Origin of the sequence: Mycobacterium sp. WUMAC-067 (genome assembly GCF_020217485.1) — a bacterium.
Lineage (GTDB): Bacteria > Actinomycetota > Actinomycetes > Mycobacteriales > Mycobacteriaceae > Mycobacterium.
This window is the reverse complement of the sequence record NZ_JAEKMI010000005.1, coordinates 104217-127221: the sequence shown is the minus strand read 5'-3', so window position 1 is coordinate 127221 and position 23005 is coordinate 104217. Positions and strand designations below refer to the sequence as shown.

At 66.8% G+C, this 23005-nt stretch carries 24 protein-coding genes; 7 read left to right on the top strand and 17 right to left on the bottom strand.

Translation table 11 applies throughout. The annotated features are described in order from the left end of the window. Nucleotides 1–20: 20 nt before the first annotated feature. Nucleotides 21–896, bottom strand: a complete 876-nt coding sequence (locus JF781_RS05150) for an alpha/beta fold hydrolase (RefSeq protein WP_225327889.1) — start codon at nt 894–896, stop codon at nt 21–23. A gap of 125 nt (nt 897–1021) precedes the next feature. Between JF781_RS05150 and JF781_RS05145 the strand changes: the two genes are divergently transcribed. Continuing rightward, a complete protein-coding gene (locus JF781_RS05145; protein WP_225327890.1) occupies nt 1022–2512 on the top strand; it encodes an amidase in 1491 nt (496 codons plus the stop codon). An 18-nt stretch (nt 2513–2530) separates the two neighbouring features. Here the strand turns inward: JF781_RS05145 and JF781_RS05140 are convergent, their stop codons facing one another. Further along, on the bottom strand, nt 2531–2719 hold the full coding sequence (locus tag JF781_RS05140; RefSeq protein WP_225327891.1) for a hypothetical protein: 189 nt from the start codon (nt 2717–2719) through the stop codon (nt 2531–2533). 380 nt (nt 2720–3099) lie between these two features. On the opposite strand from JF781_RS05140, the gene JF781_RS05135 reads away from it, so the two are divergent. From JF781_RS05135 to JF781_RS05125, 3 genes are all read left to right on the top strand, one after another. Continuing rightward, nucleotides 3100–3342, top strand: coding sequence for a hypothetical protein (locus tag JF781_RS05135; RefSeq protein WP_225327892.1), 243 nt, complete (start codon nt 3100–3102; stop codon nt 3340–3342). Nucleotides 3343–3359: 17 nt separating this feature from the next. Then, on the top strand, nt 3360–3749 hold the full coding sequence (locus tag JF781_RS05130; RefSeq protein WP_225327893.1) for an integrase: 390 nt from the start codon (nt 3360–3362) through the stop codon (nt 3747–3749). Nucleotides 3750–4092: 343 nt separating this feature from the next. Beyond that, nucleotides 4093–5652 carry an LCP family protein gene (locus tag JF781_RS05125; RefSeq protein ID WP_225327894.1) on the top strand — a complete coding sequence of 520 codons (1560 nt, stop codon included), beginning with the start codon at nt 4093–4095 and terminating at the stop codon, nt 5650–5652. A gap of 117 nt (nt 5653–5769) precedes the next feature. On the opposite strand, the gene JF781_RS05115 is transcribed toward JF781_RS05125, so the two are convergent. The 3 genes from JF781_RS05115 to JF781_RS05105 all read right to left on the bottom strand — a co-directional run bounded on the left by JF781_RS05115 (nt 5770) and on the right by JF781_RS05105 (nt 8470). Beyond that, nucleotides 5770–6561, bottom strand: coding sequence for an SDR family NAD(P)-dependent oxidoreductase (locus JF781_RS05115; RefSeq protein ID WP_225327895.1), 792 nt, complete (start codon nt 6559–6561; stop codon nt 5770–5772). A 31-nt stretch (nt 6562–6592) separates the two neighbouring features. Next, complete coding sequence (locus JF781_RS05110) at nt 6593–7432, bottom strand: SDR family oxidoreductase (RefSeq protein WP_225327896.1); 840 nt, start codon at nt 7430–7432, stop codon at nt 6593–6595. 102 nt (nt 7433–7534) lie between these two features. Next, nucleotides 7535–8470, bottom strand: coding sequence for an enoyl-CoA hydratase (locus JF781_RS05105; RefSeq protein ID WP_225327897.1), 936 nt, complete (start codon nt 8468–8470; stop codon nt 7535–7537). Nucleotides 8471–8701: 231 nt separating this feature from the next. Between JF781_RS05105 and JF781_RS05100 the strand changes: the two genes are divergently transcribed. The 3 genes from JF781_RS05100 (at nt 8702) to JF781_RS05090 (ending at nt 11013) form a co-directional block, all read left to right on the top strand. Further along, nucleotides 8702–8866, top strand: coding sequence for a hypothetical protein (locus tag JF781_RS05100; protein WP_008263763.1), 165 nt, complete (start codon nt 8702–8704; stop codon nt 8864–8866). Beyond that, a complete protein-coding gene (locus tag JF781_RS05095) occupies nt 8867–10348 on the top strand; it encodes a trehalose-6-phosphate synthase (RefSeq protein WP_225327898.1) in 1482 nt (493 codons plus the stop codon). It begins immediately after the preceding gene. Nucleotides 10349–10434: 86 nt separating this feature from the next. After that, nucleotides 10435–11013, top strand: a complete 579-nt coding sequence (locus JF781_RS05090; protein ID WP_225327899.1) for a hypothetical protein — start codon at nt 10435–10437, stop codon at nt 11011–11013. 1 nt (nt 11014) lies between these two features. Here the strand turns inward: JF781_RS05090 and JF781_RS05085 are convergent, their stop codons facing one another. The 12 genes from JF781_RS05085 to JF781_RS05030 form a co-directional block, all read right to left on the bottom strand. Further along, nucleotides 11015–11506 carry a mammalian cell entry protein gene (locus tag JF781_RS05085; RefSeq protein ID WP_225327900.1) on the bottom strand — a complete coding sequence of 164 codons (492 nt, stop codon included), beginning with the start codon at nt 11504–11506 and terminating at the stop codon, nt 11015–11017. Further along, the gene (locus tag JF781_RS05080) at nt 11506–12210 is read right to left on the bottom strand and encodes a mammalian cell entry protein (protein ID WP_225327901.1); all 705 of its coding nucleotides are present in this window, start codon (nt 12208–12210) and stop codon (nt 11506–11508) included. The genes JF781_RS05085 and JF781_RS05080 overlap by 1 nt, the downstream gene beginning before the upstream one ends. 11 nt (nt 12211–12221) lie before the next feature. After that, a complete protein-coding gene (locus JF781_RS05075; protein ID WP_225327902.1) occupies nt 12222–13946 on the bottom strand; it encodes a virulence factor Mce family protein in 1725 nt (574 codons plus the stop codon). Nucleotides 13947–13958: 12 nt separating this feature from the next. Further along, nucleotides 13959–15113 (bottom strand): MCE family protein, encoded by a 1155-nt coding sequence (locus tag JF781_RS05070; RefSeq protein WP_225327903.1) that lies wholly within the window; start codon nt 15111–15113, stop codon nt 13959–13961. After that, nucleotides 15110–16549, bottom strand: coding sequence for a virulence factor Mce family protein (locus tag JF781_RS05065; protein WP_225341148.1), 1440 nt, complete (start codon nt 16547–16549; stop codon nt 15110–15112). The genes JF781_RS05070 and JF781_RS05065 overlap by 4 nt, the downstream gene beginning before the upstream one ends. Continuing rightward, nucleotides 16546–17610 (bottom strand): virulence factor Mce family protein, encoded by a 1065-nt coding sequence (locus JF781_RS05060; RefSeq protein ID WP_225326303.1) that lies wholly within the window; start codon nt 17608–17610, stop codon nt 16546–16548. The genes JF781_RS05065 and JF781_RS05060 overlap by 4 nt, the downstream gene beginning before the upstream one ends. Next, a complete protein-coding gene (locus JF781_RS05055) occupies nt 17600–18652 on the bottom strand; it encodes a virulence factor Mce family protein (protein ID WP_225326302.1) in 1053 nt (350 codons plus the stop codon). The genes JF781_RS05060 and JF781_RS05055 overlap by 11 nt, the downstream gene beginning before the upstream one ends. After that, nucleotides 18652–19854, bottom strand: coding sequence for a virulence factor Mce family protein (locus JF781_RS05050; protein ID WP_225326301.1), 1203 nt, complete (start codon nt 19852–19854; stop codon nt 18652–18654). Before JF781_RS05050 ends, JF781_RS05055 begins: the two co-directional genes overlap by 1 nt. 20 nt (nt 19855–19874) lie before the next feature. Beyond that, on the bottom strand, nt 19875–20717 hold the full coding sequence (locus tag JF781_RS05045) for an ABC transporter permease (protein ID WP_225326300.1): 843 nt from the start codon (nt 20715–20717) through the stop codon (nt 19875–19877). Between the two features lie 19 nt (nt 20718–20736). After that, entirely contained in the window at nt 20737–21501 is a 765-nt protein-coding gene (locus JF781_RS05040) for an ABC transporter permease (RefSeq protein WP_225326299.1), read from the bottom strand. Between the two features lie 235 nt (nt 21502–21736). Beyond that, nucleotides 21737–22651 carry a 3-oxoacyl-ACP reductase gene (locus tag JF781_RS05035; RefSeq protein ID WP_225326298.1) on the bottom strand — a complete coding sequence of 305 codons (915 nt, stop codon included), beginning with the start codon at nt 22649–22651 and terminating at the stop codon, nt 21737–21739. A 13-nt stretch (nt 22652–22664) separates the two neighbouring features. Beyond that, the gene (locus JF781_RS05030; RefSeq protein ID WP_225326326.1) at nt 22665–22856 is read right to left on the bottom strand and encodes a ferredoxin; all 192 of its coding nucleotides are present in this window, start codon (nt 22854–22856) and stop codon (nt 22665–22667) included. Nucleotides 22857–23005: the final 149 nt, after the last annotated feature.

Genomic DNA, 23005 nt, shown 5'->3' with positions numbered 1-23005 from the left:
GCGGGTTCCGTGTGGGCGGTTCATCCGGCGTCGACGTGCCGCGCAAGGAATTCCAGCACGGCGCCGGCGAAGATGTCGTTGCGGTCGCCGGCGACCATGTGTCCCGCACCGCGGACATCGGTGAATTCGACTTGGGGAAAACGCGCCAGGAATTCGTCGGCGCGCTCCTGGCTGACGAGGTCGCTCATCTGCCCGCGGACGAGCAGCATCGGCACCCCGCCGCGCAGGATCGCCTCCACGGCCGCGTGCATCCGATCGGCATCGGTGACCTCGAACGGTGGGAATGCCGCAGTGCCGCTGATGAACTGGGGATCCCAGTGCCAATACCAGCGGTCGCCGCGGCGACGCAGGTTGGTGGTCAGGCCATCCAGATCGGTTGGTCGCGGCCGATGCGGGTTGTACTCGGCGATCGCGTCGGCGACTTCGTCGAGTGAGCCGAACCCCGATTCCACCCGCTCGGCCATGAACGCATGTATCCGGTTCGCCCCGGACTGGTCCATGTTCGGGACGATGTCCACCAACACGACCGCACTCGCGATGCCCCGGGACAGCTCCCCCGCGAGCAGCATCGACGTGAACCCGCCCAACGAGGCACCGACCAGCACGGGTCGCGGCGGCAGCGTGCGCAACACCTCTTGGACGTCGCCGGCGAAACTGACGACGCGATAGTCGCCGTCACCGGACCAGTCCGATTCGCCATGGCCGCGCAGGTCGACGGTGACGGCCTGCCACCCGCGCGCGGCGACCGCGGCAGCGGCCTTGCCCCAGGAACGGCGGGTCTGCCCGCCGCCGTGCAAGAACACCACGGCGCGGGCGTGAGGATCCCCGAGGCGGTCGGCGACGATCTGGACCCCGCCGGGACCCCGGATCGTAAACGGTTCAGCTGCCGTGGGCACCAGGTGATACTAAGGCGCCCCGAGCCGGTGCCCGCATTCGCTTGACGTCGATAGCGTGCAGCGGCGTCAATTTAGGGGAGGTCAGGTCGGTGCCGCACGGGACGGACCGGAGCGAAGGAGAAGACATGCACCTCGACGAGTACATGTCGCTGGACGCGACCGCCCTGGCCGAGCTGGTCGCGCGCAAGCAGGTCACTCCGGCCGAACTCCTCGCGTTGGCGCGGCAACGAGCGGACGCCGTGAACCCGCGGTTGAACGCCATCGTCCGCCGTCTCGACCATGTCGCCGACGCCCAAGCCGCAGACCCGAACCTGAGCGGGCCGTTCGCCGGTGTCCCATTCCTGCTCAAAGACCTCGGCCAGGAGTACCGCGGCTTTCCCACGTCGTGCGGGTCACGGTCGCTGGCCAACGAGGTGGCCGACCGGCACGCGCTGGTCACGCAGCGGTTTCTGGACGCGGGCCTGGTGATCTTCGGGATGACCAATACTCCCGAATTCGGGGCCAAGGGCGTGACGGAACCCGACTACTGGGGTCCCGCCCGCAACCCGTGGAACACGAAGCACACGCCCGGCGGCTCGTCAGGCGGATCCGCGGCAGCGGTGGCAGCCGGCATCGTTGCGGCCGCCGGGGCCAACGACGGCGGCGGGTCGATCCGAATCCCCGCCGCCTGCAACGGACTCGTCGGCCTCAAGCCCAGCCGGGGCTTGGCGCCCTACGGCCCGCAGACCGGCGAGATGCTGTTGGGGATGGCGACCCAGGGGGTGGTGTCGCGCACTGTGCGCGACAGTGCCGCGCTCTACGACGCGATCGTCGGACAGCAACCCGATGGGGCCTACCGGGTTGCATTGCCCGACAAGCCATTCAGCGAACTCATCCAACGTCGTCCGGAAGCGCTGAGAATCGGATACTCGGCGCGCTCGGCCATCAACCCGCGGCCGAGCCCGGAGGCCGTCGCCGCGGTCGAGAAGACCGCCGTGCTGCTGGGCGAACTGGGCCATCAGGTCGAGGAGGTCGCCCCGCCGTACGATGATGCCGCGCTGGGCCGTGACTTTCTGACCATCTGGTTCGCGCAGCTCCACCACCAGGTCGCCGACATCAAGCGGCGAACCGGCGCCCGCGACAGCGACTTTGAGGCCGATAGTTTGGCCGTCAGTGAACTCGGCCGATCCGGGGGTGTCCTCGCGGTCATGTCCGCACTGGAAAACAGGAACAACTACATCCAGTCTCTGGCCGAGTTCCACGGCGCCTACGACTACTTCCTGACCCCCACCCTGGCCACCCCTCCCCTGGAGGTGGGCGCCACCACGACGTCGGCGGTGTTGCAGCGCGCGGCCCGAGTGATCAGCAGGCTCCGCGCGGGAAAACTCATGGGGCTCAGCGGAATTCTCGACGACCTCATCCAGGAGAGCCTGGGCTGGGTGCCCTACACGCAGTTGGCGAACCTCACCGGGCGCCCCGCGATCAGCGTCCCCCTGCATTGGACACAGGGTGGCCTTCCGCTGGGTGTGCAGTTCGTGGGGAAGTTGGGCGCCGACGGCAGCCTCCTGCAGTTGGCCGCCCAACTCGAAGAGGCGCAGCCATGGGCTCACCGACATCCGGCTCCGGCCACGAATTAGCCGCTGCCGCAATCGGTTTTATGCCGGCGGCTCGGTGTCCTGCTGGCCGCCCGGCTGGCCGCGCTGCCCCCGCCAGAGACTGGCGAACCGTCGGGCGATGTCACCCAGGCGGCCGCCCGCGTGTTGGGAAGCCTTGATGCGGCCCAGGGTTTCCCGGCCTTCTTTCGCGTAGTCCTTGACCGATTCGTCGCCTTCCTCGGCACGCATATCCGTCCTCCGATCCTGCTCGGTCGCGTTCGTTATTCTGGGGCGTGACGCTCGGGCGGTTCCGATGGCGTCAACCGCTCCGGCGGTTCTGTCGGCGTGAGCCGTTCGGGCGTTTCGGTCGGCGTGAGCCGCTCCGGTTTCTCGTCCGGTGTCCCCGGCTCCCGCGGCTCTGAATTGCCTGGCCGCTCCGCCGAAAGCGGCCTGAGGTCCGTATCGCTCATGCTCAGCCCTTCGATCGGCTCACATCCGCGTACCCGCGGCACCCGGGCCCCCAAACGCCGTGGGGCCTAGGAAGAAGGGCCCGCGGCGTCGCAGGTGCCGCGGCGGGATCGGCCGCTTACACTCCAACGGTGGTAGATCTGGCGCAAACGAGGTCGGCAGTGAAGAAAGTCCCGCTGAGCATCGGAATCGCCGTCGTCGTGTTGCTCGCCGTTTTCGCGATACCGATCAAACAGCGATGCGGGGCGCCGGGCTACCCGTGCGCGTCGACACTGGATACCAAGGGCAATGCCCACTACTACTACGAGGTCGAACCCGCGGGTGTCTATCTCGCCGAAATCGTCACCGGCACCAACATCACGCTCTTTTACTCCGCGGGTGAGGACCTGGTCAAAGCCCGCTAGCACGGCTGGGAGACAACATGCGCATCCGCAGAATTGCCGGGACCACGGCGGCCGCCGGAATGCTCGCGGCGGCGATGCTGACCGTGAGTACGCCGACGGACGTGGCCCGCGCCGCCGTGGGGCAACACCCCTGTGGCGCAAATGCGCTGTGCCCCAACGCCCCCGCGCCCGACGGCGGTGACCAGGCCGCCGCCGAGCGCGCGATCATCGACGGCTACGTCAAGAAACAAGTCGGATGCACACCGACCATGCCGCCCAACCCGATATCCATCGCGTGGGATCCCCCGGGCTTCACGCCCGGGGTCGGCGGCTCCGGCCTCATCCACGATGCCAACCCGGCGCTCGGCGGCCAGTATCACGCCGACTATGTCGATGGCCGATGGCGCATCGAGTACCTGTACTGCTGACGGCGACGGTTTGCTGGCCCGTCCCGGTCGATGCCGGTCCGCTACGAGGTATCCGTGCGGTAACGAGTTCGGCTCGATCGCTCTCCCGCTCGAGGCCCGCCGGCGATCAGCGCGGCCACTCCCCCGCACCGCCCGACCAAAACAGCCTGGTAGAGCGGCGATCGTGGCCGCGAATCGCGCCGACCGGGCCCGCCGAACTCGCTCGCGACGGCCGTCGACGGGCGCTCTCGATTGGGGCCTTCACAGCAAGCTAACGCATACTTGTCACCATGCTCGAAGCGACATCGCCGCTAACCGCCGTTGCGGGGTCCGGTGATGCGCTGGGTGTGGGCAGAGGTTTGTGATGGCCCGCTCGGGCGGCGCCCATCGCCGCCATCGAGCCGTCCGTCAACCCTCTCGATTCCGTAAAGGGCTGACGCGCACCTTGGGCGCACTGGTTTCCGTGGCGGCGGTCGGGTTGACCGGCGCCGGGTATTACGTGGCGCACGGCGCGCTGGGTGGCATCACCGTTTCCAACGCACTGCAGCCCGACGACCCGCGGTCCAGCGGCGACAACATGAACATCCTGCTGATCGGCCTGGACTCGCGGAAGGATCAGGACGGCAATGACCTGCCGTATTCGATCCTCAAGCATCTGCACGCGGGCGATTCCGACGACGGCGGCTACAACACCAACACGCTGATCCTCGTGCACGTCAGCGCCGACAACAAAGTGGTCGCCTTCTCGATCCCACGCGACGACTGGGTGCCCTTCACCGGGGTCCCGGGATACAACCACATCAAGATCAAAGAGGCCTACGGGCTGACCAAGCAGTACGTCGCGCAAAAGCTGGCCAACCAGGGGACGAGCAGTCAGAAAGAGCTCGAGACCAAGGGCCGCGAAGCGGGCCGGGCGGCGACCCTGCGCGCGGTGCGCAGCCTGACCGGCGTCCCGATCGACTATTTCGCCGAGGTCAACCTGGCCGGTTTCTACGATCTGGCGCAGACGCTGGGCGGCGTCGAGGTGTGCCTGAACCACGCCGTCTACGACTCGTATTCCGGCGCCGACTTCCCGGCCGGCCGTCAGCGACTGGACGCTTCCGAGGCCCTGTCGTTCGTCCGGCAGCGGCACGGCCTGGACAACGGCGACCTGGACCGCACCCACCGCCAGCAGGCGTTCATCTCGTCGGTCATGCAGGAGCTGCAGGCCGCCGGCACGTTCACCAACATCGACAAGCTCAAGAACCTGATGGCGGTGGCGCGCAAGGACGTGGTGCTCTCGTCCGGCTGGAATGACGAGATGATCCAACGGCTCGGCGGGCTCGCCGGCGGCAACCTGGAATTCCGGACGCTGCCGGTGGTGCGCTACGACAACATCGATGGCCAGGACGTCAATATCGTCGACCCGACCGCGATCAAGGCAGAGGTGGCGGCGGCGATCGGCACCGACGCACCGTCGACCGCGACCACCACGACGGCCGTCAAGCCCAATCCGTCCACGGTCGTCGACGTGGTCAACTCGGGCAGCATGAGCGGGCTCGCCACCGAGGTCTCGCGCGCGCTGAAGAAGAAGGGCTACACCCCGGGCCAGGTCCGCGACCGCGAGTCCGGCGAGCCGACCACCAGCTCGATCGAGTACGGCGCCGGCGCGCAGACCGATGCGAGCAACGTGGCCAACCTGCTGGGCCTCGACGCGCCCAAACAGCCCAGCCCCGGCGTCCAACCCGGCCACATCCGGGTGACGGTGGATACCAACTTCTCGATCCCCACACCGGACGAGACGCAGATGGACGACGTCACGAGCACCAGCACCACCACGTCGACCAAGGCCAAGTCCTACTACTACAACGGCACCACCACGACCTACCCGACGCCCGATCAGGGAAAGCCGATCGACGGCGGCGGCGTGCCCTGCGTGAACTAGCCGCCATCAAGCGTGCGGCGATCGCAAGCGCGGCGAAGCCGGGCGCAGCGGGTCGCCGCCATCAGGCGCAGCGGCGATCGCAAGCGCGGCGAAGCCGGGCGCAGCGGGTCGCCGCCATCAAGCGTGCGTGCCGCCGTCCATGCGGATCTCGGTGCCCGTGATCCAGGCCCCGTCGTCGGACACCAGCATGGCGATCACGCCGGCCACCGCGTCGGGTCCGGCCATCCCGGTGCCGCTGGACTCCGTCGTGGTCGGCAGGACCGGCATCAGCCGCGAAAACAGCGACCAGTCAGCGTCTTTCGGAATGTATCCGCCGGTGGCGTCGGTGATCCCGGACTTGATGCTGCCGGGCGCCACGCACACCGCACGCAGGCCCTCGCGCGCGAATTCGAGCGCCAACGAGTGGGTGAAGGCCTGGATGCCGCCCTTGCTCGCGGCGTAGGCGGCCATGTAGGGATGGGCGAACGAGGCCGACGTGGAGCTGAAGTTCACGATCGCGCTGCGCGGGTTCGCCAACAGGGCGTCGAGCGCTTCACGCACCACCAGAAAGGTCCCGGTCAGGTTCACGCCGACGATCTGGTTCCACAGTTCGAGGCTGGTCTCGCGGGTGTGGGCGGCCCGCAATATGCCGGCGGCATTGACCAGCGAATCAAGGCCGCCCAGCCGCTCGACGGCCAGGCGTACGCCGTCGATCACCGACTCCTCGCTGCCGACGTCCATCGGCAGGGTGGTGAGCCGGTCGGCGGTGCCTGCCTGCTGGGCGCGGGCCTTCGTCGTGTCCAGGCCGTCGGCTGCCACGTCGGAGGCCGCCACCGCGGCGCCCTCGTCGAGCAAGCGCAGCGCGGTCGCCTGCCCGATGCCCGACGCGGCGCCGGTCACCAGGATCCGCCTACCCTCGAGTCGCTTCATCGCTTCTCCCGTTCGCTAGGCGCGGCGACGATTAGGGTGCCACCACCCCGCGCAGCGCGTCCTCGCCGTACATCTGCACCATCATCGAGGAGTAATCCGGACCGCGACGCAGAATGTGTCCCCCGTCGACGTTGATGCACTGGCCGGTGATCCAGGCGGCCGCGTCGCTGAGCAGGAACATCGCCAGGTTGGCCACGTCTTCGACCTCACCGACCCGCGGCAGCGGGGTGCACAGCGCGTAGTCGCCGCTGATCTCCGGTGACTGGATCACGCTCGCGTCGACCAGATCGGTGCGGATCAGGCCCGGTCGGATGCTGTTGACCCGCACCCACGACGGGCCGAGTTCGTCGGCGGCCAGCATCATCATGTGGTCGATCGCCGACTTGGTGACCCCGTACGGCCCGAACCACCGGTGGGTGTTGCTGGCCGCGATCGATGAGATCCCGATGAACGAGCCGCCACCGCCGCGCACGAGCTCGCGCCCCACGTGCTTGAGCACGTACATGGTGCCGTTGACGTTGAGGTCGACGGTGTTTCGCCACGCCTCCGAGTCGGTGTGGGTGATCGGCCCCACGGTCAGCGAGCCACCCGCGCAATGCACCGCGCCGTGCAGCCGCCCGTGCCAGGCCGTCGCCGCGTCGACCGCGCGGGCCACCTCGTCCTCGTTGGTGACGTCGGCGGGCTCATAACGAATGGAGCCGCCGCCGGGCAGGGCCTCGATCTCCTTGACGGCCCCGGCGAGTCGATCGGCATTGCGGCCGACGATCATGACCGAGGCGCCGGCCGCGACCAGCCCGGCCGCCACGCCCTTGCCGATCCCGCTACCGCCGCCGGTGATCAGGTATGTCCGGTCTTGGAAAGAAAGCTGCACGCGAGGCCCTTTCAAACTGGAACAAGTTCTAGCTATAGAAGCATGTCCCCTCGGGGGGAATATCGCTACCCCCGGTCTCGTTAGCCGCTCTGCTGCGCGGCGCTACGGGGTGTCGCGGCGCGCCAGCTTCGTCGGCTTGGCGTTGCGCCAGTCCTCGACGTCGGGCGGCAGGCCGATCGGATACCTGTTCTCGTTGTGGGCCGCCCAGTGCGCGTGGCCCAACTCGTGGATGTGGAACGCGTGGCGCAACGCCTCGGTGAAGCCCATCGCGTCGGAGGCGGCGTTGACCGAATCCTTGATCAGCATGGCCGCCATCGTGGGCCGCTCCGCGATGCGTCGCGCGAATTCCAGTGTCTTGTCGGCTAATTCGTCGACCGGGAACACCTTGGACACCATGCCCAGCCGGTAGGCCTCGTCGGCGTCCAGCGCATCACCGGTCAGCAGCAGCTCTTTGGCCTTGCGCGGGCCGAATTCCCAAGGGTGGGCGTAATATTCGACCCCGGGCATGCCCATCCGCACGCCGACCACATCGCTGAACTTGGCGTTGTCGGCGGCGACGATCAGGTCACACGCCCAGATCAGCATCAGGCCCGCCGAGATCGCGTTGCCCTGGACCTGGGCGATCGTAATCTTGCGCAGATCGCGCCAGCGGCAAGTGTTTTGGAAGAAGTAATGCCACTCCTGCAGGTAGGTCTTCTCCGCGACCGGATCGCGGGTGGCGCCATTGATCCGAAACGTCGGATGCTGCCCCGCACCCGGCGCCCGCTCGGCCAGCGCCAGCTCCGAGCCGAGGTCATGACCGGCGGAGAAGTTTTTGCCGCGGGCGGCCAGGATGATCACCCGGACGGTGTCGTCGGCCTCCGCGCGCAGGAATGCCTCGTCGAGCTGCACCAGCAGGCCGCGGTTCTGCGCGTTGTGGGCGTCGGCCCGGTTGAGCCAGATGCGCGCGATGCGGCCCTCGTCGAGGGTTTCGTAGGTCACCAGCTCCTCGGCGCTGGCGTTGCCCGCCTGCGCGCCGGCTTGCTCGGAGAGAGTCATTGGCCCACCTCGCTTGTTGTCAGCTCGAATTGTTTACAGATTACGGCCAGTGTGTAACCGGGGCCGCGCTGGGGGGACGCGCCGCGAACCCCTGGCAGGGGCACGCCCCGGCCGATCGTGTCTTCGCGAGCGGCGCGGCGAATCCCTGCAAACCAGCCATAAATGCGTCCGACGCCCGTTAGCTGGTGAGACGGGCTGCGGCCGATCACGCGCGTCGCCTACAGTTAAGTCATGCCTACGAAATCTGATCCTGGCGAAATCGGCGACGTCGAGCCGGTGGCGGACAGCACTGCGAGCCAGGCCAGGCGGGTCGTCGCGGCGTACGCCAACGACGCCGACGAATGCCGGGTTTTTCTGTCCATGCTGGGTATTGGGCCGGCGAAACTCGACGCGTAAATGGCTCCCGGGGGAGGGCGAAGCTCCAAGGCAGCCAAATTCGGGAAATCCGACTTCGTCGTCGTCGCCAACCGGCTGCCGGTAGACCGGGAGGTGCTTCCTGACGGCAGCACGGCCTGGAAACGCAGCCCCGGGGGACTGGTCACCGCCCTCGAGCCGCTACTGCGGCGCCGGCGCGGCGCGTGGGTCGGCTGGCCCGGCGTCGTCGACGAGGACGTCGACAACGAAGACGAGCCGATCGTCCAGGAGGACCTGGAACTGCGGCCGGTCAAGCTGAGCGCGGACGACGTCGCCGAGTACTACGAGGGCTTCTCGAACGCCACGCTGTGGCCGCTGTATCACGACGTCATCGTCAAGCCGCTCTACCACCGCGAATGGTGGGATCGCTACGTCGTCGTCAACCGCCGCTTCGCCGAAGCGACCTCGCGTGCCGCCGCGCGCGGCGCGACCGTGTGGGTGCAGGACTATCAGCTGCAACTGGTCCCGGCGATGCTGCGCGAGATGCGGCCCGACCTGACCATCGGCTTCTTCCTGCACATCCCCTTCCCGCCGGTGGAGCTGTTCATGCAGATGCCGTGGCGGACCGAGATCGTCGAGGGCCTGCTGGGCGCCGACCTCGTCGGATTCCACCTGCCCGGCGGCGCGCAGAATTTCCTGTTCCTCTCCCGGCGGCTGACCGGAGCCAACACCTCGCGCGGGGCGGTCGGGGTGCGGTCGCGGTACGGCGAGGTCGAGCTCGAGTCCCGCGTCGTCCGGGTGGGCGCCTTTCCCATCTCCATCGACTCCGGCGCACTCGACAAGACGGCCCGGCACCGCGCTATCAGGCGCCGCGCCAAGGAAATTCGTGCCGAGCTCGGCAACCCCCGCAAGGTGCTGCTCGGCGTCGACCGGCTCGACTACACCAAGGGCATCGACGTTCGGCTGAAGGCGTTTTCGGAGCTGCTGGCCGAAGGGCGGGCCAAGCGCGACGACACGGTGCTGATCCAGCTGGCGACACCGAGCCGCGAGCGGGTGGACAGCTACCAGCAGCTGCGCAACGACATCGAACGCCAGGTCGGCCACATCAACGGTGAATACGGCGAAGTCGGGCATCCGATGGTGCACTACCTGCACCGGCCGGTCCCCCGCGACGAACTCATCGCGTTCTTCGTGGCCGCCGACGTCATGCTGGTCACCCCGCTGCGCGACGGGATGAACCTGGTCGCCAAGGAGTACGTCGCCTGCCGCAGTGATCTCGGCGGTGCGCTCGTGCTGTCCGAATTCACCGGCGCCGCCGCCGAACTGCGGCAGGCGTACCTGGTCAACCCGCACGACCTCGAGGGGGTCAAGGACGCCATCGAGGCCGCACTCGACCAGTCCGTCGAGGAAGGACGGCGGCGCATGCGGTCCCTGCGCCGCCAGGTGCTCGCCCATGACGTTGATCGCTGGGCGCGGTCATTCCTCGACGCGCTCGCCGAGGCGCGGCCCCATGGCGCCGATTAGCCCGGATGCGCCGAGAACCCATGGTGTTGGCGCGCCAACGCTGTGATACTCGGGTGCAGCGTCGCACGCGAAGGAGAAAGAGTCACATGAAGCTCCGTCACGGTCTGGCCGCGGGTGCCGCGATCTTCACGGCCGTCGCAACGGGAATCGCGTTGCAATCCGGCGAACCGGCCAAAGCGCTCGGGCCGCCCGCGGACGGCACCTACGCCTACAACGAGGCGGGCGTTTCCGGGGTCACCTGGACGATCTCCGCACTCTGCGACCAGCCGTCCGGGACCCGGAACATGAACGACTATTCCGACCCGATCGTATTTGCGATGAACTGCGCGCTGAACATCGTGAGTTCGACGTCCGAGCAGATCAGCGCCGCCGACAAGCTGCAGAACTTCAGCGGCCGGGCGCGCATGTCCAGCATGCTGTGGACTTTCAAGGTTCAAAAGGACAACGGCGTGGCCTGCCCGGGCGGAGGCACCGCGCCGTCCACCGAAACCTTCGCGTTCAGCGACGAAACGATGAGCGGCACCCACACCACGCTGCACGGGGCGGTGTGCGGGCTGCAGCCGGAGATGAAAAAGCAACCATTCTCGCTGGCGATGACCGGGCCGCCGCCCAGCCCCATCGAGCGTTACCCGTTGTACTGCAACGGCATTGCGATGTGCTACTGAGCTAGATCGGCGTGATGTAGCCGATCAGCCATTGCTTGCCGATCCTCTTGAAGTCGACCCGCAACCGGCTGCCGTCATACAACGGCTGGCGTGACTTGTCGGTGACCGTCCGGTTCATGTAGACCATCACCGACGCCGAATTGCGTTGGGCGGACATGACTCCCACGCCCACGACGTTGGCCTGCACCACCACTTCGCGCTTCTTGGCTTCCGGGATGATCTGCGTGTTGGCGCTCTTCTGGAACTCCGCGCGATAGTCGGGGGTCAACAGCGGGTAGGCGGCCGACAGGCTGCGTTCGACGGTTTGGTAGTCGTAGGCGAAGACCTCGGGTATTTCCTTGGCCGCCAAGCCGGGCAACACGGCGCGCGCCGCCTGCTCACCGCGGACCTCGACCCGATCCCAGTACATCCAGCCGGCCACCGCGGACAACCCGACGAACGCCACGGCCAGAAGGCAACCCGCGACGATGAGCAGCCAACGCCGCCATCGCATCAATTACCCCCGTCGGGATACTTCAGGTCGTAGCCGCTCATCCGCCCGGAGTCGTCCTCGTGCACGATGACACGCAACCGGTAGGGCATGGACGGCTTGTTGACCCCGTCGATGTCGGCGACAGTGACGCGAACCGACACCAACACCGACGCGTTATCGGTAACGGTGTCAATGCCTTCCAGCGCGGCGCCGTTGACGACGGCTTCGGATGTCGCGTTGGTGGAGCGGAACAGGCCTTTGAGGTTTTCGACGTTGTTGTTGGCGCTGAGCATGCCGCGCAGCGGGCCACTGGTCCCGTTGACGAACCGGTTGACGCTCTCGTCGATGTTGTCCTGCTTGTAGCTGAACATGTTGACCACGGTCTGCGTCGCGGTGTCGACGAAACGTTGGTCGCGCGCCTGCGCCGCGGTGGCGTGGCGGTGCTGGACGATCAAGAGGGCCACGCATCCGGCCAACGTCCCCACCGCCACCAGCGCCGCCGCGAACGAGATCCACGCCACCAGGGCGCGGTGCGGCTGGCGCCGCGGTGGCGGCTTGATGGACTTGAGGGCCTTGGGTTTCGCCGGCCGCTTCGGCGCGGCCGGGCCCTCGGTCTGGACCGTGACGTCCCGGGTCGACTCACTCTTGGCGGGACCCGCCGCGCGCGAGGCTCGACGACGAGCTCGCGGCTTGGTTGTTTGTTCGTCTGCCACGACAGGGTCCATTACACGGTCCATTACATCGGCCTTGGATCAAGCATGAGGTCCACCCAATTCTCGGCGCCGGAGGTTCCGGTGGCGCCGGCGGCGAAGATACCAGTGCCGCCTGCCGGATCGACAAACGCGCCGGTCTTCTCGTCATAGGTGGCGTAGGCCGGCCCGCTGGCCTGTGGCTGTCCCCCGGGCGGCGGGCCCCACGGCTTCTCCGGTCCGGGGGCCGACGGCGGCGGGTTGATCCCCAGCGGCGGTGCCGGCGGGGGCAGCCACTTCGGATACGGAAGCTGCGGCGGCACCGGCGGCACCCCCGGTGGCTGCCACGACGTGAACGGCGGCGGCGGCCCGTTGTCGTTGGGTGGCGGCGGGGCGAAGGCAGGCTGCTTGTTGGGCAACGGCCCCGGCCCGGGCACCACGCCCGGGGGCGGCGGCCCGACGATCGGTGTCCCGGGATCGGGTTCCGCGTCCGGTGGGATATACGGGAAGTGGTTGGGCGGCAACACGTTCAGCCCGTTGGTCATCGGGGTGTCGTAGGGCACCGGCGGGCCGCGCCACGGGTTGCGGCCGATCGGCACGTAGCCCTTCGGGTCGCGGCAGAGCTGAATCGTGGGGGCGCGTTTTCCGGGAAACTCCTGGCAGGGATAGTTGCGGGCGCCGCGCACGGTGCTGGGATCGTTCTGGGCGGTCTTGCAGTACATGTCCCTCGGAAGTTCGCGCACCGTCTCATCGGCCGGTGTGCGCATCAACGGCGGGGGCAGGAAGCCGACGGCGCACGGCGGCGGGTCGTTGAGGTCGAGCTTGAAGTCCAGCTTGGCGCCTTCGTCCTGCGGCCCGCCGCCCGCGGCGGTGGTGATGGCCGCGAACAACGCCGGCAGGACCACCAGCAGCTGTTCGATCGACTTGTTGTAGATCACGCCCACCCGTCCGAGGTTGGCCAGGCTGGCGGCCAGGGCCGGGAAGGCGGGGCGGATGCCGGAGAACGCGGTGCTGGCCTCGTCGGTGGCCCCGGGGGCCGTGGCCAGGGTGTCGCGCAGCTGCGGGTCGGCCTGACGGACCTCGGAGGTGAACCGCGCCAACCCGTCCGACAGCGACTTGATGTCCCCGCCGGCGCGGATCTGGGCCTGCAGGAAGGGGCCGGCCTGGTCGATCAGCTGCGAGACTTGCGGATAGTTGGCGTTGGCCTCGTCCACCAGCAGCCGGGCCGACTCGAAGAGCCGCGCGAGCTCGGGGCCCGAGCCGTTGGCCGCAATGAACGTCTCGTGCAACAGCTCACGCAGCCGGGTGTCACCCAGGCTGTTGACCAGTGTCTCCGCCCGCTTCAACAGGTTGGCGACGTCCTGGCCGATGCGGGTGTTCTGCCGCTCGATGCGAGATCCGTTGGTCAACTTGCTCGATGCCGGTGCGCTCGGGGGCACCAGGTCGATGTATTGCTCGCCGACCGCCGACACGCTCTTGACGGTGGCGGTGACGTTCGACGGGATGGCGGTCTCGCTGTTCAGCCGCATCTGGGCGATGACGCCGTTGGGGCTCAGGCCCACCGACTCGACGCGGCCGACGGCAACTCCGCGGTAGGTGACGTTGGCGTTCTTGTACAGGCCGCCGCCGGCAACGAAATCAGCGCTCACGCCGTAGGTTCCGATGCCGAACGTCGCGGGCAGCCGCAGGTAGAAGATCGCCATCACGGTCAAGGTGATCGCCGTGATCACGGCGAAGATCGCCAGCTGGATCTTGGTCAGTCTGTCGTGCATCTGCGCCCGCCCCTACTGTCCCGAAGCCGTGCCGGGCGGAATCTTGAACGGATCCGCGGCCTGACCGGACAGGTTGGCCAATTCGCCGGTCAAGAAGTCCGGCGGATTGAGGATTTCGTCCATGTGAGCCATGTTCGGGTCGAAATAAGCGGTGGTGAAGAACGTTTCACCAATGCGGCGCAGGGTGAGGTCGAAGGTGGTGAACACGTTGAGGTAGTCACCCCGCACCGCCTGCTTGATCCCGAAGTTGGGGAACGGAAACGTCAGCAACAGCTGTAGCGAGGTGACGAAATTCCTCCGGTTGTCATTGAGGGCCTTCACGGCCGAGTACAGGTCCTTCATGTCGGCGGCGAAGTCCACCTTGGTCTTTGCCAGCACGTGCGAGGTGACGTTGGCCAGTTTGTGCAGCGCGCCGAAGGCCTCCACGATGTGGTCGCGGTTCTTGTTGAGCACGCGAATCGCCTCGGGCAGCGTGTCCAGCGCCCGGCCCAGGTTGTCCTTGTCGCGCGCCAATGCTCCCGAGAATCGGTTCAATCCGTCGACCGCATCGATGATGTCGTTGACCTGACGGTTGAGCCCCGAGGTCAATTCCGCCAGCCTCGGCACCAGGTCCACGAACTGGTCCTGCCGGCCCGCGACGGCCCGGTAGGTCTCGTCGGTGATCTCTTCCAGCGCACCGACATTGCCCTTGTTCACCACAACGCCGAGCGCCGAGAGCACCTCTTCGGTGGTGGGATAGCGACCGGTGTTGGCCTCCGTGATTTTGGACCCGTCGGTCAGCCGGCCGACGGCCGGCTTGTCCTTCGGCCGAGCCAGGTCGATGTGCATCGAACCGAGCAGCGAGGTCTGGGCGACCGTCGCGGTCGAGTTGGCGGGCAGCACGACGTTCTTGTTCAGCGCCAATTTCACTGCCGCATAAAACGATCCGTCGGACCGCTGTTCGGCGGCAATACCGGCAACACTTCCGACGGTGACGTCGTCCACCATGACCGGTGAGTTCTGCGGCAGCGTCGCCACATCGGGCAGCTCGACGGTCACCGAGTAGGCACCACTGCCATGGCCGGCGGTGCCCGGCATCGCCAACGAGTTCAGGCCGTTGAATTGGCAGCCGGCCAGCAGCACGCTGCCCGCCGCCAACCCGCTGGCGCGCAACCACATTCGGTTCATCCGCCACCGCCCAAGCCGGCCGCCGGCCCGTTAGGCGCCGGTTGACCGGGAGCGGGTCCCGGCCGCGGGCCGAACGCGCTTCCGGGAGCGGGACCGGGGGCGGGTGCGGCACCGGCCGGCGCGGGGCCGGGTGCCGGGCCGGCCTGCGGGGCCGTCGGGACGAGCAGCGCCTGCAGGTCCGCCGGGTTCTGGGAGGCCGGCGTTTGGGCGCCCTTGGCCGGGACCCAGGTCAGCTCCGGGACCGGGGTCGCCGCCTTGGCCTGGGTTTGCGGGGTGTCGTAGATGATCTGACCCTTGTACGCCGTGATCGTGTTGAGCGGGTGGAACATCAGCGGCGGGTAGTTCACCGTGAGCCGGCGCAGCACCGGCCCCAGCCGCTCACGACAGAGCTCGGCGCGCTTGAAGTAGTCCGGCGCCCTCGGCCCGGCCGCGGTCTCGAAGGATCCACCGCAGATGAACTGCACGGGATTGGCGAATTCCGGTATCGACAAGAGGCCGTTCAGCGTGCCCTGCGCGGGGTCGTAGATGTTGTAGAAGTTGGCGATACCCGGGCCCGCCACGTGCAGCACCTGCTCGATGTTGTCGCTCTGGTCGCTCAACGTCTTCGCGAAATCGTTGAGGTTGTTGACCGTATCGATGATGGTCGAGTTGTTTTCGTGGAGGAACCCGCGGATGTCCGACAGCGCGGTGTTGAGGGTGCCCAGCGTGCTGTCGAGATGGCGCGAACTGTCGGCGAGCACCTGCGACACCGACGCGACGTTGCCGGCGAATTGGACGATCTGTTCGTTACTGGACGAGAGGGCGTTGACCACCACCTGCAGGTTCTTCACCGTGCCGAAGATGTCGCCGCGCGAATCCCCCAGCCGCCCAGCGGCTTGCGAGAGCTCGCGCAAGGCGCTGTGGAACGACTGGCCCTTGCCGTCGAAGGTGTCGGCGGCCTGGTTGATCGCGGCGCCCAACGGACCCTGCATCGATCCGGCGGTCGGGCCGAGTTGGACGGCGAGCTGGGTCAGCGACTCCTTGACCTCGTCCCATTCCACCGGGACCGCGGTGCGGCCCGGCCCGATGGTGGCGCCGTCGGCCATCTCCGGCCCGCCGGTGTACGCCGGCGTCAACTGGATGAACCTGGCCGCCACCAGGTTTGGCGACATGATGATCGCCTTGGCGTCCTTGGGGACCTTGACGTCCTTGGACACCGACATGGTGATCTTGACGTCGGACGGCCGCGGCTCGATCGTGTCGATGGTGCCGACCGGGACACCCAGGATGCGCACCTGGTCGCCGGGGTACAAACCGACCGCCGAGGCGAAGTAGCCGACGATCTTGCGGTTATTCTCTTGCGACGACAGCACATACACGCCGCCCACCAACACCGCGACCAGCGCGATGATGGTGGCGTAGCGCAGCCCACGGCCGCCGAGGATCCGCTGCATCATGGTGACTTCGGCCTGATGATCCAGCGTTCCTGGATCAGCCCGCGCAGGTAGTCGGCGAGGCTGGCCGGCATCTTGCCGGGCTGATAGAAGAAGTCGAACATCGTCGCGAGCAGCGGCGCCGGGATGACACCGTAGACGTTCACGTTGAAGCCGGGGCCCGACCCGACGACCTCGCCCAGCTCGGTGGCGTAGGTGGGCAACCGCTTGAGGGCCTCGGTGATGTAGTCGCGGCGCTCATTGAGGTTGGACAGCACATCGTTGAGCTTGTTCAGCGCGGGCCCGAATTCCCGGCGGTTGTCGGCGACGAAGCCGGAAATCTGCGCCGAGAGATCCTGGATGCCCGAGATCAGCTGGCCCAGGGCCCGGCGGCGTTCGTCGAGGGCGGCGAACAACTCGTTACCGTCATCGACCAGCTTGTTGACCTGCTCGGCGCGCTGGGACAACACGCCCGTGACCGACTTCGCATGCGCCAGTAGGCTTTGCAGCGCCTCGTCGCGTCGGTCCAGGGTGCGGGACAGGGACGTCACGCCGTCCAGCGCACCGCGCAGCTCGGGGGTCGCGTCGTGCAGCGTGTCGGTCAGCACGTTCAACGCCTTCTCGAACTGCGGCTTGTTCAGGTTGCTGGCGTTGGAACCCAAGTCCTCGAGCGCGCCGGCCAGCGTGTACGGCGTCGTGGTGCGACTGAGCGGGATGGTGGTTGCCTTGCCACCGCCGGCCGGCGTCACCGAGATGGAGCGCTCACCGAGGATGGTGTCGGTGCGGATCGCGGCCAGCGACTGGTCGCCGACCGCGACGTGGCGGTCGACGCTGAAGCTGATCTTGGCGCTGTCGCCGGCCAGACCCACCGAGGTCACCTTGCCGACCTTGAAACCCGAGACGTAAACGGCGTTGCCGGGATTGATTCCACCGGCGTCGCTGAAGTAGGCGTCGTAGATCTTGCCCTGCGGCCAGAACGGCAACCCGGCGTAGCCGAATGCGATGAGTACGACGCAGACCACCAGCACCACGCCGAAGATGCCGGTGCGCAGTGGATCGCGCTCATGTTTTGCGTTACTTGGCAAAAGCGCACCTCCCCTTGCTGGGATCCACCTGGCCACCCAGGGGCAGGAGGATGTCGCCACCGGCCGGGCCGTTGATCTTGATCGTCACGGAGCAGAAATAGATGTTGAAGAACGACCCGTAGGCGCCGAGGGCGGCCAGCCGCAGATAGTCCTCACCCAGCTGTTCGATGTCGTTGTTCACCTCGGCCTTGCGGTTGTCCAGCTCGGTGGCCAGCGGACGGGTGTTCTCCAGGATGCCTTGCAGCGGCCGGCGCGAATTCTTCAGCAGCTGCGTCAGATCCGTCGTCGTCGAGGCCAGCGGGGGGATGGCGCCGGCGATGTCGTCTTTGTGTTCGGCCAGCCCGCTGATCAGTTGTTGCAACTGATCGACACTGGTCGAAAATTGCGCGCTGCGTTGGTCCACGGTCGTCAGCACCGTGTTGAGGTTGTTGATCACGTCGCCGATGAGCTGGTCGCGCTGGCCCAGCGCCGAGGAGAACGCGCTCGTGTCGGCAAGCACGTTCGACAACGCCCCGCCCTGGCCCTGCAGCAGCTGGATGACCGCACTGCTGATGGTGTTGACCTTGTCGGCGTCCAGGCCTTTGAGCACCGGCCGAAGTCCGCCCAGCAGCGCATCGAGATCGAGCGCCGGCTGGGTGTGTTGGCTGTTGATCGTCCCGCCCGCCGGTAGCCTCCGCAGCTCACCCGGGCCCGACGTGATCTCCAAATACCGGTCGCCGACCAGGTTTTCGTACCGGATCACCGCGCGCGTCGACGAGTAGAGCGTGTAGCGCTTGTCGACCCCGAACTTCACGTCGATGGTGTTGTCGTGGTTGAGCTTGATATCCGACACCGCACCGACCGGCACCCCGGCGATGCGCACCTTTTGACCGGCCTTCAGCCGCGAGATGTCGGTAAACGTTGCGTGGTAAGTGCTTTCGGGGCCGAACCGGAAGTCGCCGAAGACGACCACCAGTCCCGCCGAGACCAACAGCATGGCCACCGCGAAGATGCTGACCTTGATCATCATCGAGCGGTGCGAGGGCATCGCGGAGCTGGGCATCAGAAATCGTCCCGTTCCGCAAAGGCGCCGTGGAACAAGAACTGCAGCGTCGAGGGCGCGTCGACCTGCAGCTCGGTGAACGGCTCGTACGGGATGTTGGCGTTGTCGGTGACCAGGAACGGCGCCCGGTAGAACGACCCGCCGGTCTGCTTGGTCGGGATGTCGGGCAGCCCACGGCAGTTCGGGCCGCCGGAGGCGTTCACGATCGGCAGCGATTCCGGGAACGTGTACGACGGCGCGCCCAGCACGAAGCTTGACGACGTGAACAACCCCGCCTTGCGAACGCCGAGCAGCGGGGCGAATTCCTTGATACCGCGCTCGATCCCGGCAAACAGGCAGCCGAATTCCGGCGAATAGTCGGCGGCCACCTTGAGCGGGGCCCGCAGCCGGTTGATGGTGTCGATGAAGTCCTGTTCGGCCGGCGCCAACGTCTCATAGGCGTTGTTGGACAGGCCGATGGTGGCCAACAGCGTGCTGTCGAGATTCTTCTGCTCGTCCACGACCGTCTTGTTGATCGTCGGCAGGTTGTCGACGACGGTGTTCAGGTTCGGGGCGGAGTCGGCGTACACGTTGGCCACGACCGCCGTCTTCCGGAGGTCTTCCTGCAAGGCGGGCAGCTTCGGATTCGCTTGGCGCGTCAGCGTGTTCAATCCCGACAGGATGCCGCCCAGGTCGTCGCCGTGGCCGCGTAGGCCTTCGGCGAACGCGCTCAGCGTCCCGTTGAGTTCGACGGGGTCGATCTTGTGCAACAGGTCGATCAGCGACTGGAACAAGGTGTTGACTTCCAGCTGCACCGACGAGGCCGCGACGTGCGCGTCCGGACGCAGGGAGGTCGGCGACGGCGCTTGAGGCGGAATGAATTCCACCGCCTTGGCACCGAAGATGGTGTTGCCGGCGATGTGCACCGTCGCGTTGGACGGAATGAAATGCATGTCGTCGCTGTTGATTCCCAGCGTGAGGCGCGCCTGGTCACCGGAGTAGTCGATGGTCTCGACCTTGCCGATCTGGATGCCCCGGTATTTCACCTTGGCGCCCTTTTCCATCACCAACCCGGCCCGGGGCGCCGACACGGTGACGGTGTCGATCGACGCGAAGGCGGCCGTGTAGGAAAGGTAAGTCAGCACAGCGAAAGCCACCATCAGGCCGGCCAGCACTGCTGCTGCCAGCCGGACGGTTGTGCGTCGCGCGCTTGTGTCTGCCATGTCCCTTTTAAGCGGTCCTCTTAGCCGGAGAGGTTGAAGTTACCGGACGCCCCATACACAGCGAGCGAGATGAACAAAGTGATGACGACCACGACGATCAACGACGTCCGCACGGCCTGGCCGACCGCGATCCCGACGCCGACCGGGCCACCGCTGGCGTTGTAGCCGTAATAGGTATGTACGAGCATGACCGCGATGGACATCACGATGGCTTGCAGGAACGACCACAGGAGATCCGACGGGATCAGGAACGTATTGAAGTAGTGGTCGTAGAGGCCTTTTGACTGCCCGTTGATGTACACCGTGGTGAAGCGGGCGGCGAAGAAGGCGGCGAGCACGGACAGCGAGTACAGCGGAATGATCGCGATCAGGCCGGCGATCAGGCGGGTCGACACCAGGTAAGAGACCGAGTGCACCGCCATGCACTCGACGGCGTCGATCTCCTCGGACACCCGCATGGCGCCCAATTGGGCGGTGGCGCCGGCACCGATGGTGGCCGCCAGCGCGATACCGGCGATCACCGGGGCGACCACCCGGACGTTCAGGAAGGCCGACAGGAATCCCGTCAGCGCCTCGATGCCGATATTGCCCAGCGACGAATACCCCTGCACCGCAATGACACCGCCGGAGGCCAGGGTCAAGAAGGCCGCGACACCGACCGTGCCGCCGATCATGACGAGGGCTCCCGCGCCCATGGTCATCTCGGCGATCAGCCGGATCGTCTCCTTGCGATAGCGGGTCAGCGCGTTGGGGACGTAGCGCATGGTCTGCCCGTAAAACAGCGCCTGCTCGCCGAAGTCGTCAACCGGCTCTTGCAGCCGCGAGAAGACGCGACGAAATCGCAGTGTGGCGTCGTAACTCATCGCGTGCTCACCCGTCTCATCACTTCGCCGAAATTCGCACGCCGATGGCGGTCATCACCACGTTGATCACGAACAGACAGATGAAGGCGTAGACCACGGTTTCGTTGACGGCGTTACCGACGCCCTTGGGCCCCCCCTTGACGGTCAGGCCGCGGTAACAGCCCACCATCCCGGCCATCACCCCGAACAGCAACGCCTTGACTTCGGCGAGCACCAGCTCGCGCAGACCCGTCAGCACGGTCAAGCCGTTGATGAACGCGCCGGGGTTGACACCCTGCAGGAAGACCGAGAACACGTAGCCACCGGAAAGGCCGATGGCACATACCAAGCCGTTGAGCAGCAGTGCCACCACCGTGGACGCCAGCACACGGGGCACGACCAGCCGATGGACCGGGTCGATGCCGAGCACGCGCATCGCGTCGATCTCCTCGCGGATCGTGCGGGCGCCGAGGTCGGCGCAGATCGCGGTGGCGCCGGCGCCGGCCACGACGAGCACGGTCACCACCGGACCCAGCTGGGTGATGGTGCCGAATGCCGTTCCGGCGCCCGAGAGGTCGGCGGCGCCGATCTCGCGCAGCAGGATGTTGAGGGTGAAGGCCACCAGCACCGTGAACGGGATGGACACCAGCAGCGTCGGGACCAGCGATACGCGGGCGATCATCCACGTCTGATCGAGGAACTCACCAAACTGGAACGGCCGGCGGAAGGCGGCCCGGCCGGTATCCATCATCATTTCGAAGAATCCGCCGACCGCGCGGGCGGGAACCGCAAGTTGCTCCATCAACTCGGTCTCCCCCCTTGGCTGGTCTCGGCGAAGTCTATGGCTGGCCTTTGCGTGGTCTACGGTCGCGCGGGGCTCGGTGTGAGCCGGATCATATTAACTCAGAACAAGTTCACCATGTCAATGAACAGCATTTCTTATCCCAACCGTTAATTCGCCAGGTCAGAAGCACTTGTCACGTGTCAAACTGACACACGTTCTACCTGCCGATTCCCCCCGATCGACGAGCCGAAAATGGCTATTGATCCATCAGTGCGCTCGCCGAAAAATTGTGCTCAGGATCACGTCCAGCAAAGTAATCCTGCAGCGTCGCGCTCAGTTGTGCAGGGTCCCAAGCGGCGCCGTTGGCGCTGAATTTGCGCTCGACGGTCGGGGCAGCGACCAATGTCACCTGTGGACCGTAGACGATGAACACCTGGCCGTTGACTTCCGCGGCCGCCGGGGAGGACAGGAACGTGACCAGATTGACTACGTGCTCTGGCGACAGCGGATCGACGCCGCCCGTTTCCACCTCCGGTGCGTCGCCGAAGACGTCGGCCGTCATCGCGGTGCGCGCGCGGGGGCAGATGGCGTTGGCGCACACGCCGTAGCGGCCCAGCGCCCGCGCGGCCGTGAGGGTGAGCGAAATGATGCCCGCCTTGGCGGCACCGTAGTTCGCCTGCCCGACCGGGCCGACCAGGCCGGCCTCCGAGGCGGTGTTGACGATCCGGCCGAAGATCTGGCCGCCCGCCCCCTTGGCCTTGGAGCGCCAGTAGGTGGCGGCGTTGCGGGTCAGCAGGAAGTGGCCGCGCAGGTGCACGGCGATGACCTGGTCCCACTCCTCGTCGGACATGTTGAACAGCATCCGGTCGCGCGTGATGCCGGCGTTGTTGACCACGATGTCGAGCCCGCCCAGCCCGTCGGCCTGGGCGACGAGTTCGTCGGCGGTGGAGCGTTCGCTGATGTCCCCGGCGACGGCGACGGCCTTCGAACCCGAAGAATTGATTTCATCGATGACGTCGGAGGCATCCAACGCGGCGGCGATGTCATTGACGACCACGGTCGCTCCGAGGCGCGCCAGGCCGAGCGCCTCGGCCCGTCCCAGGCCCGCGGCCGCACCGGTGACCACCGCGACCTTTCCGGAGAGATCGGTCGCGTTCGTGCTGCTAGTCAATTTATGAATACCTCTAGTTTTCACGCAGCAGAGCCGCGCGCGGGCACTCCGCGATCGCTTGCTCGGCCAACTGCTCTTTGTCGGACGGAATCGGGTCCAGCTTCACCACGGCGTAGTCCTCGTCGTCCAGGTCGAAGATATCCGGGGAGATTCCCAAGCACACTGCGTTACCTTCGCACCGGTCACGGTCCACGATCACCCGCACAGCACCCTCCTTGAACCTGGCCTTCACCGCAGGACTCACCCCATCAGTATGTAGGTCCACCATAAGACCCCGACACCGATGGGGAAACGGTCGCTGGATTCCCAGACTAGAACGTGTTACAACCGGGAAGACGAATGGGTAGCCGTTGG

Coding starts and splice junctions, on each gene's coding strand:
- JF781_RS05090 (WP_225327899.1), top strand. CDS start 10,435: ATGAAGCTCCGTCACGGTCTGGCCGCGGGTGCCGCGATCTTCACGGCC.
- JF781_RS05130 (WP_225327893.1), top strand. CDS start 3,360: ATGCGCATCCGCAGAATTGCCGGGACCACGGCGGCCGCCGGAATGCTC.
- JF781_RS05105 (WP_225327897.1), bottom strand. CDS start 8,470: ATGACTCTCTCCGAGCAAGCCGGCGCGCAGGCGGGCAACGCCAGCGCC.
- JF781_RS05085 (WP_225327900.1), bottom strand. CDS start 11,506: ATGCGATGGCGGCGTTGGCTGCTCATCGTCGCGGGTTGCCTTCTGGCC.
- JF781_RS05080 (WP_225327901.1), bottom strand. CDS start 12,210: ATGGACCCTGTCGTGGCAGACGAACAAACAACCAAGCCGCGAGCTCGT.
- JF781_RS05095 (WP_225327898.1), top strand. CDS start 8,867: ATGGCTCCCGGGGGAGGGCGAAGCTCCAAGGCAGCCAAATTCGGGAAA.
- JF781_RS05050 (WP_225326301.1), bottom strand. CDS start 19,854: ATGGCAGACACAAGCGCGCGACGCACAACCGTCCGGCTGGCAGCAGCA.
- JF781_RS05045 (WP_225326300.1), bottom strand. CDS start 20,717: ATGAGTTACGACGCCACACTGCGATTTCGTCGCGTCTTCTCGCGGCTG.
- JF781_RS05125 (WP_225327894.1), top strand. CDS start 4,093: ATGGCCCGCTCGGGCGGCGCCCATCGCCGCCATCGAGCCGTCCGTCAA.
- JF781_RS05055 (WP_225326302.1), bottom strand. CDS start 18,652: ATGCCCAGCTCCGCGATGCCCTCGCACCGCTCGATGATGATCAAGGTC.
- JF781_RS05115 (WP_225327895.1), bottom strand. CDS start 6,561: ATGAAGCGACTCGAGGGTAGGCGGATCCTGGTGACCGGCGCCGCGTCG.
- JF781_RS05065 (WP_225341148.1), bottom strand. CDS start 16,549: ATGATGCAGCGGATCCTCGGCGGCCGTGGGCTGCGCTACGCCACCATC.
- JF781_RS05145 (WP_225327890.1), top strand. CDS start 1,022: ATGCACCTCGACGAGTACATGTCGCTGGACGCGACCGCCCTGGCCGAG.
- JF781_RS05070 (WP_225327903.1), bottom strand. CDS start 15,113: ATGAACCGAATGTGGTTGCGCGCCAGCGGGTTGGCGGCGGGCAGCGTG.
- JF781_RS05075 (WP_225327902.1), bottom strand. CDS start 13,946: ATGCACGACAGACTGACCAAGATCCAGCTGGCGATCTTCGCCGTGATC.
- JF781_RS05100 (WP_008263763.1), top strand. CDS start 8,702: ATGCCTACGAAATCTGATCCTGGCGAAATCGGCGACGTCGAGCCGGTG.
- JF781_RS05140 (WP_225327891.1), bottom strand. CDS start 2,719: ATGCGTGCCGAGGAAGGCGACGAATCGGTCAAGGACTACGCGAAAGAA.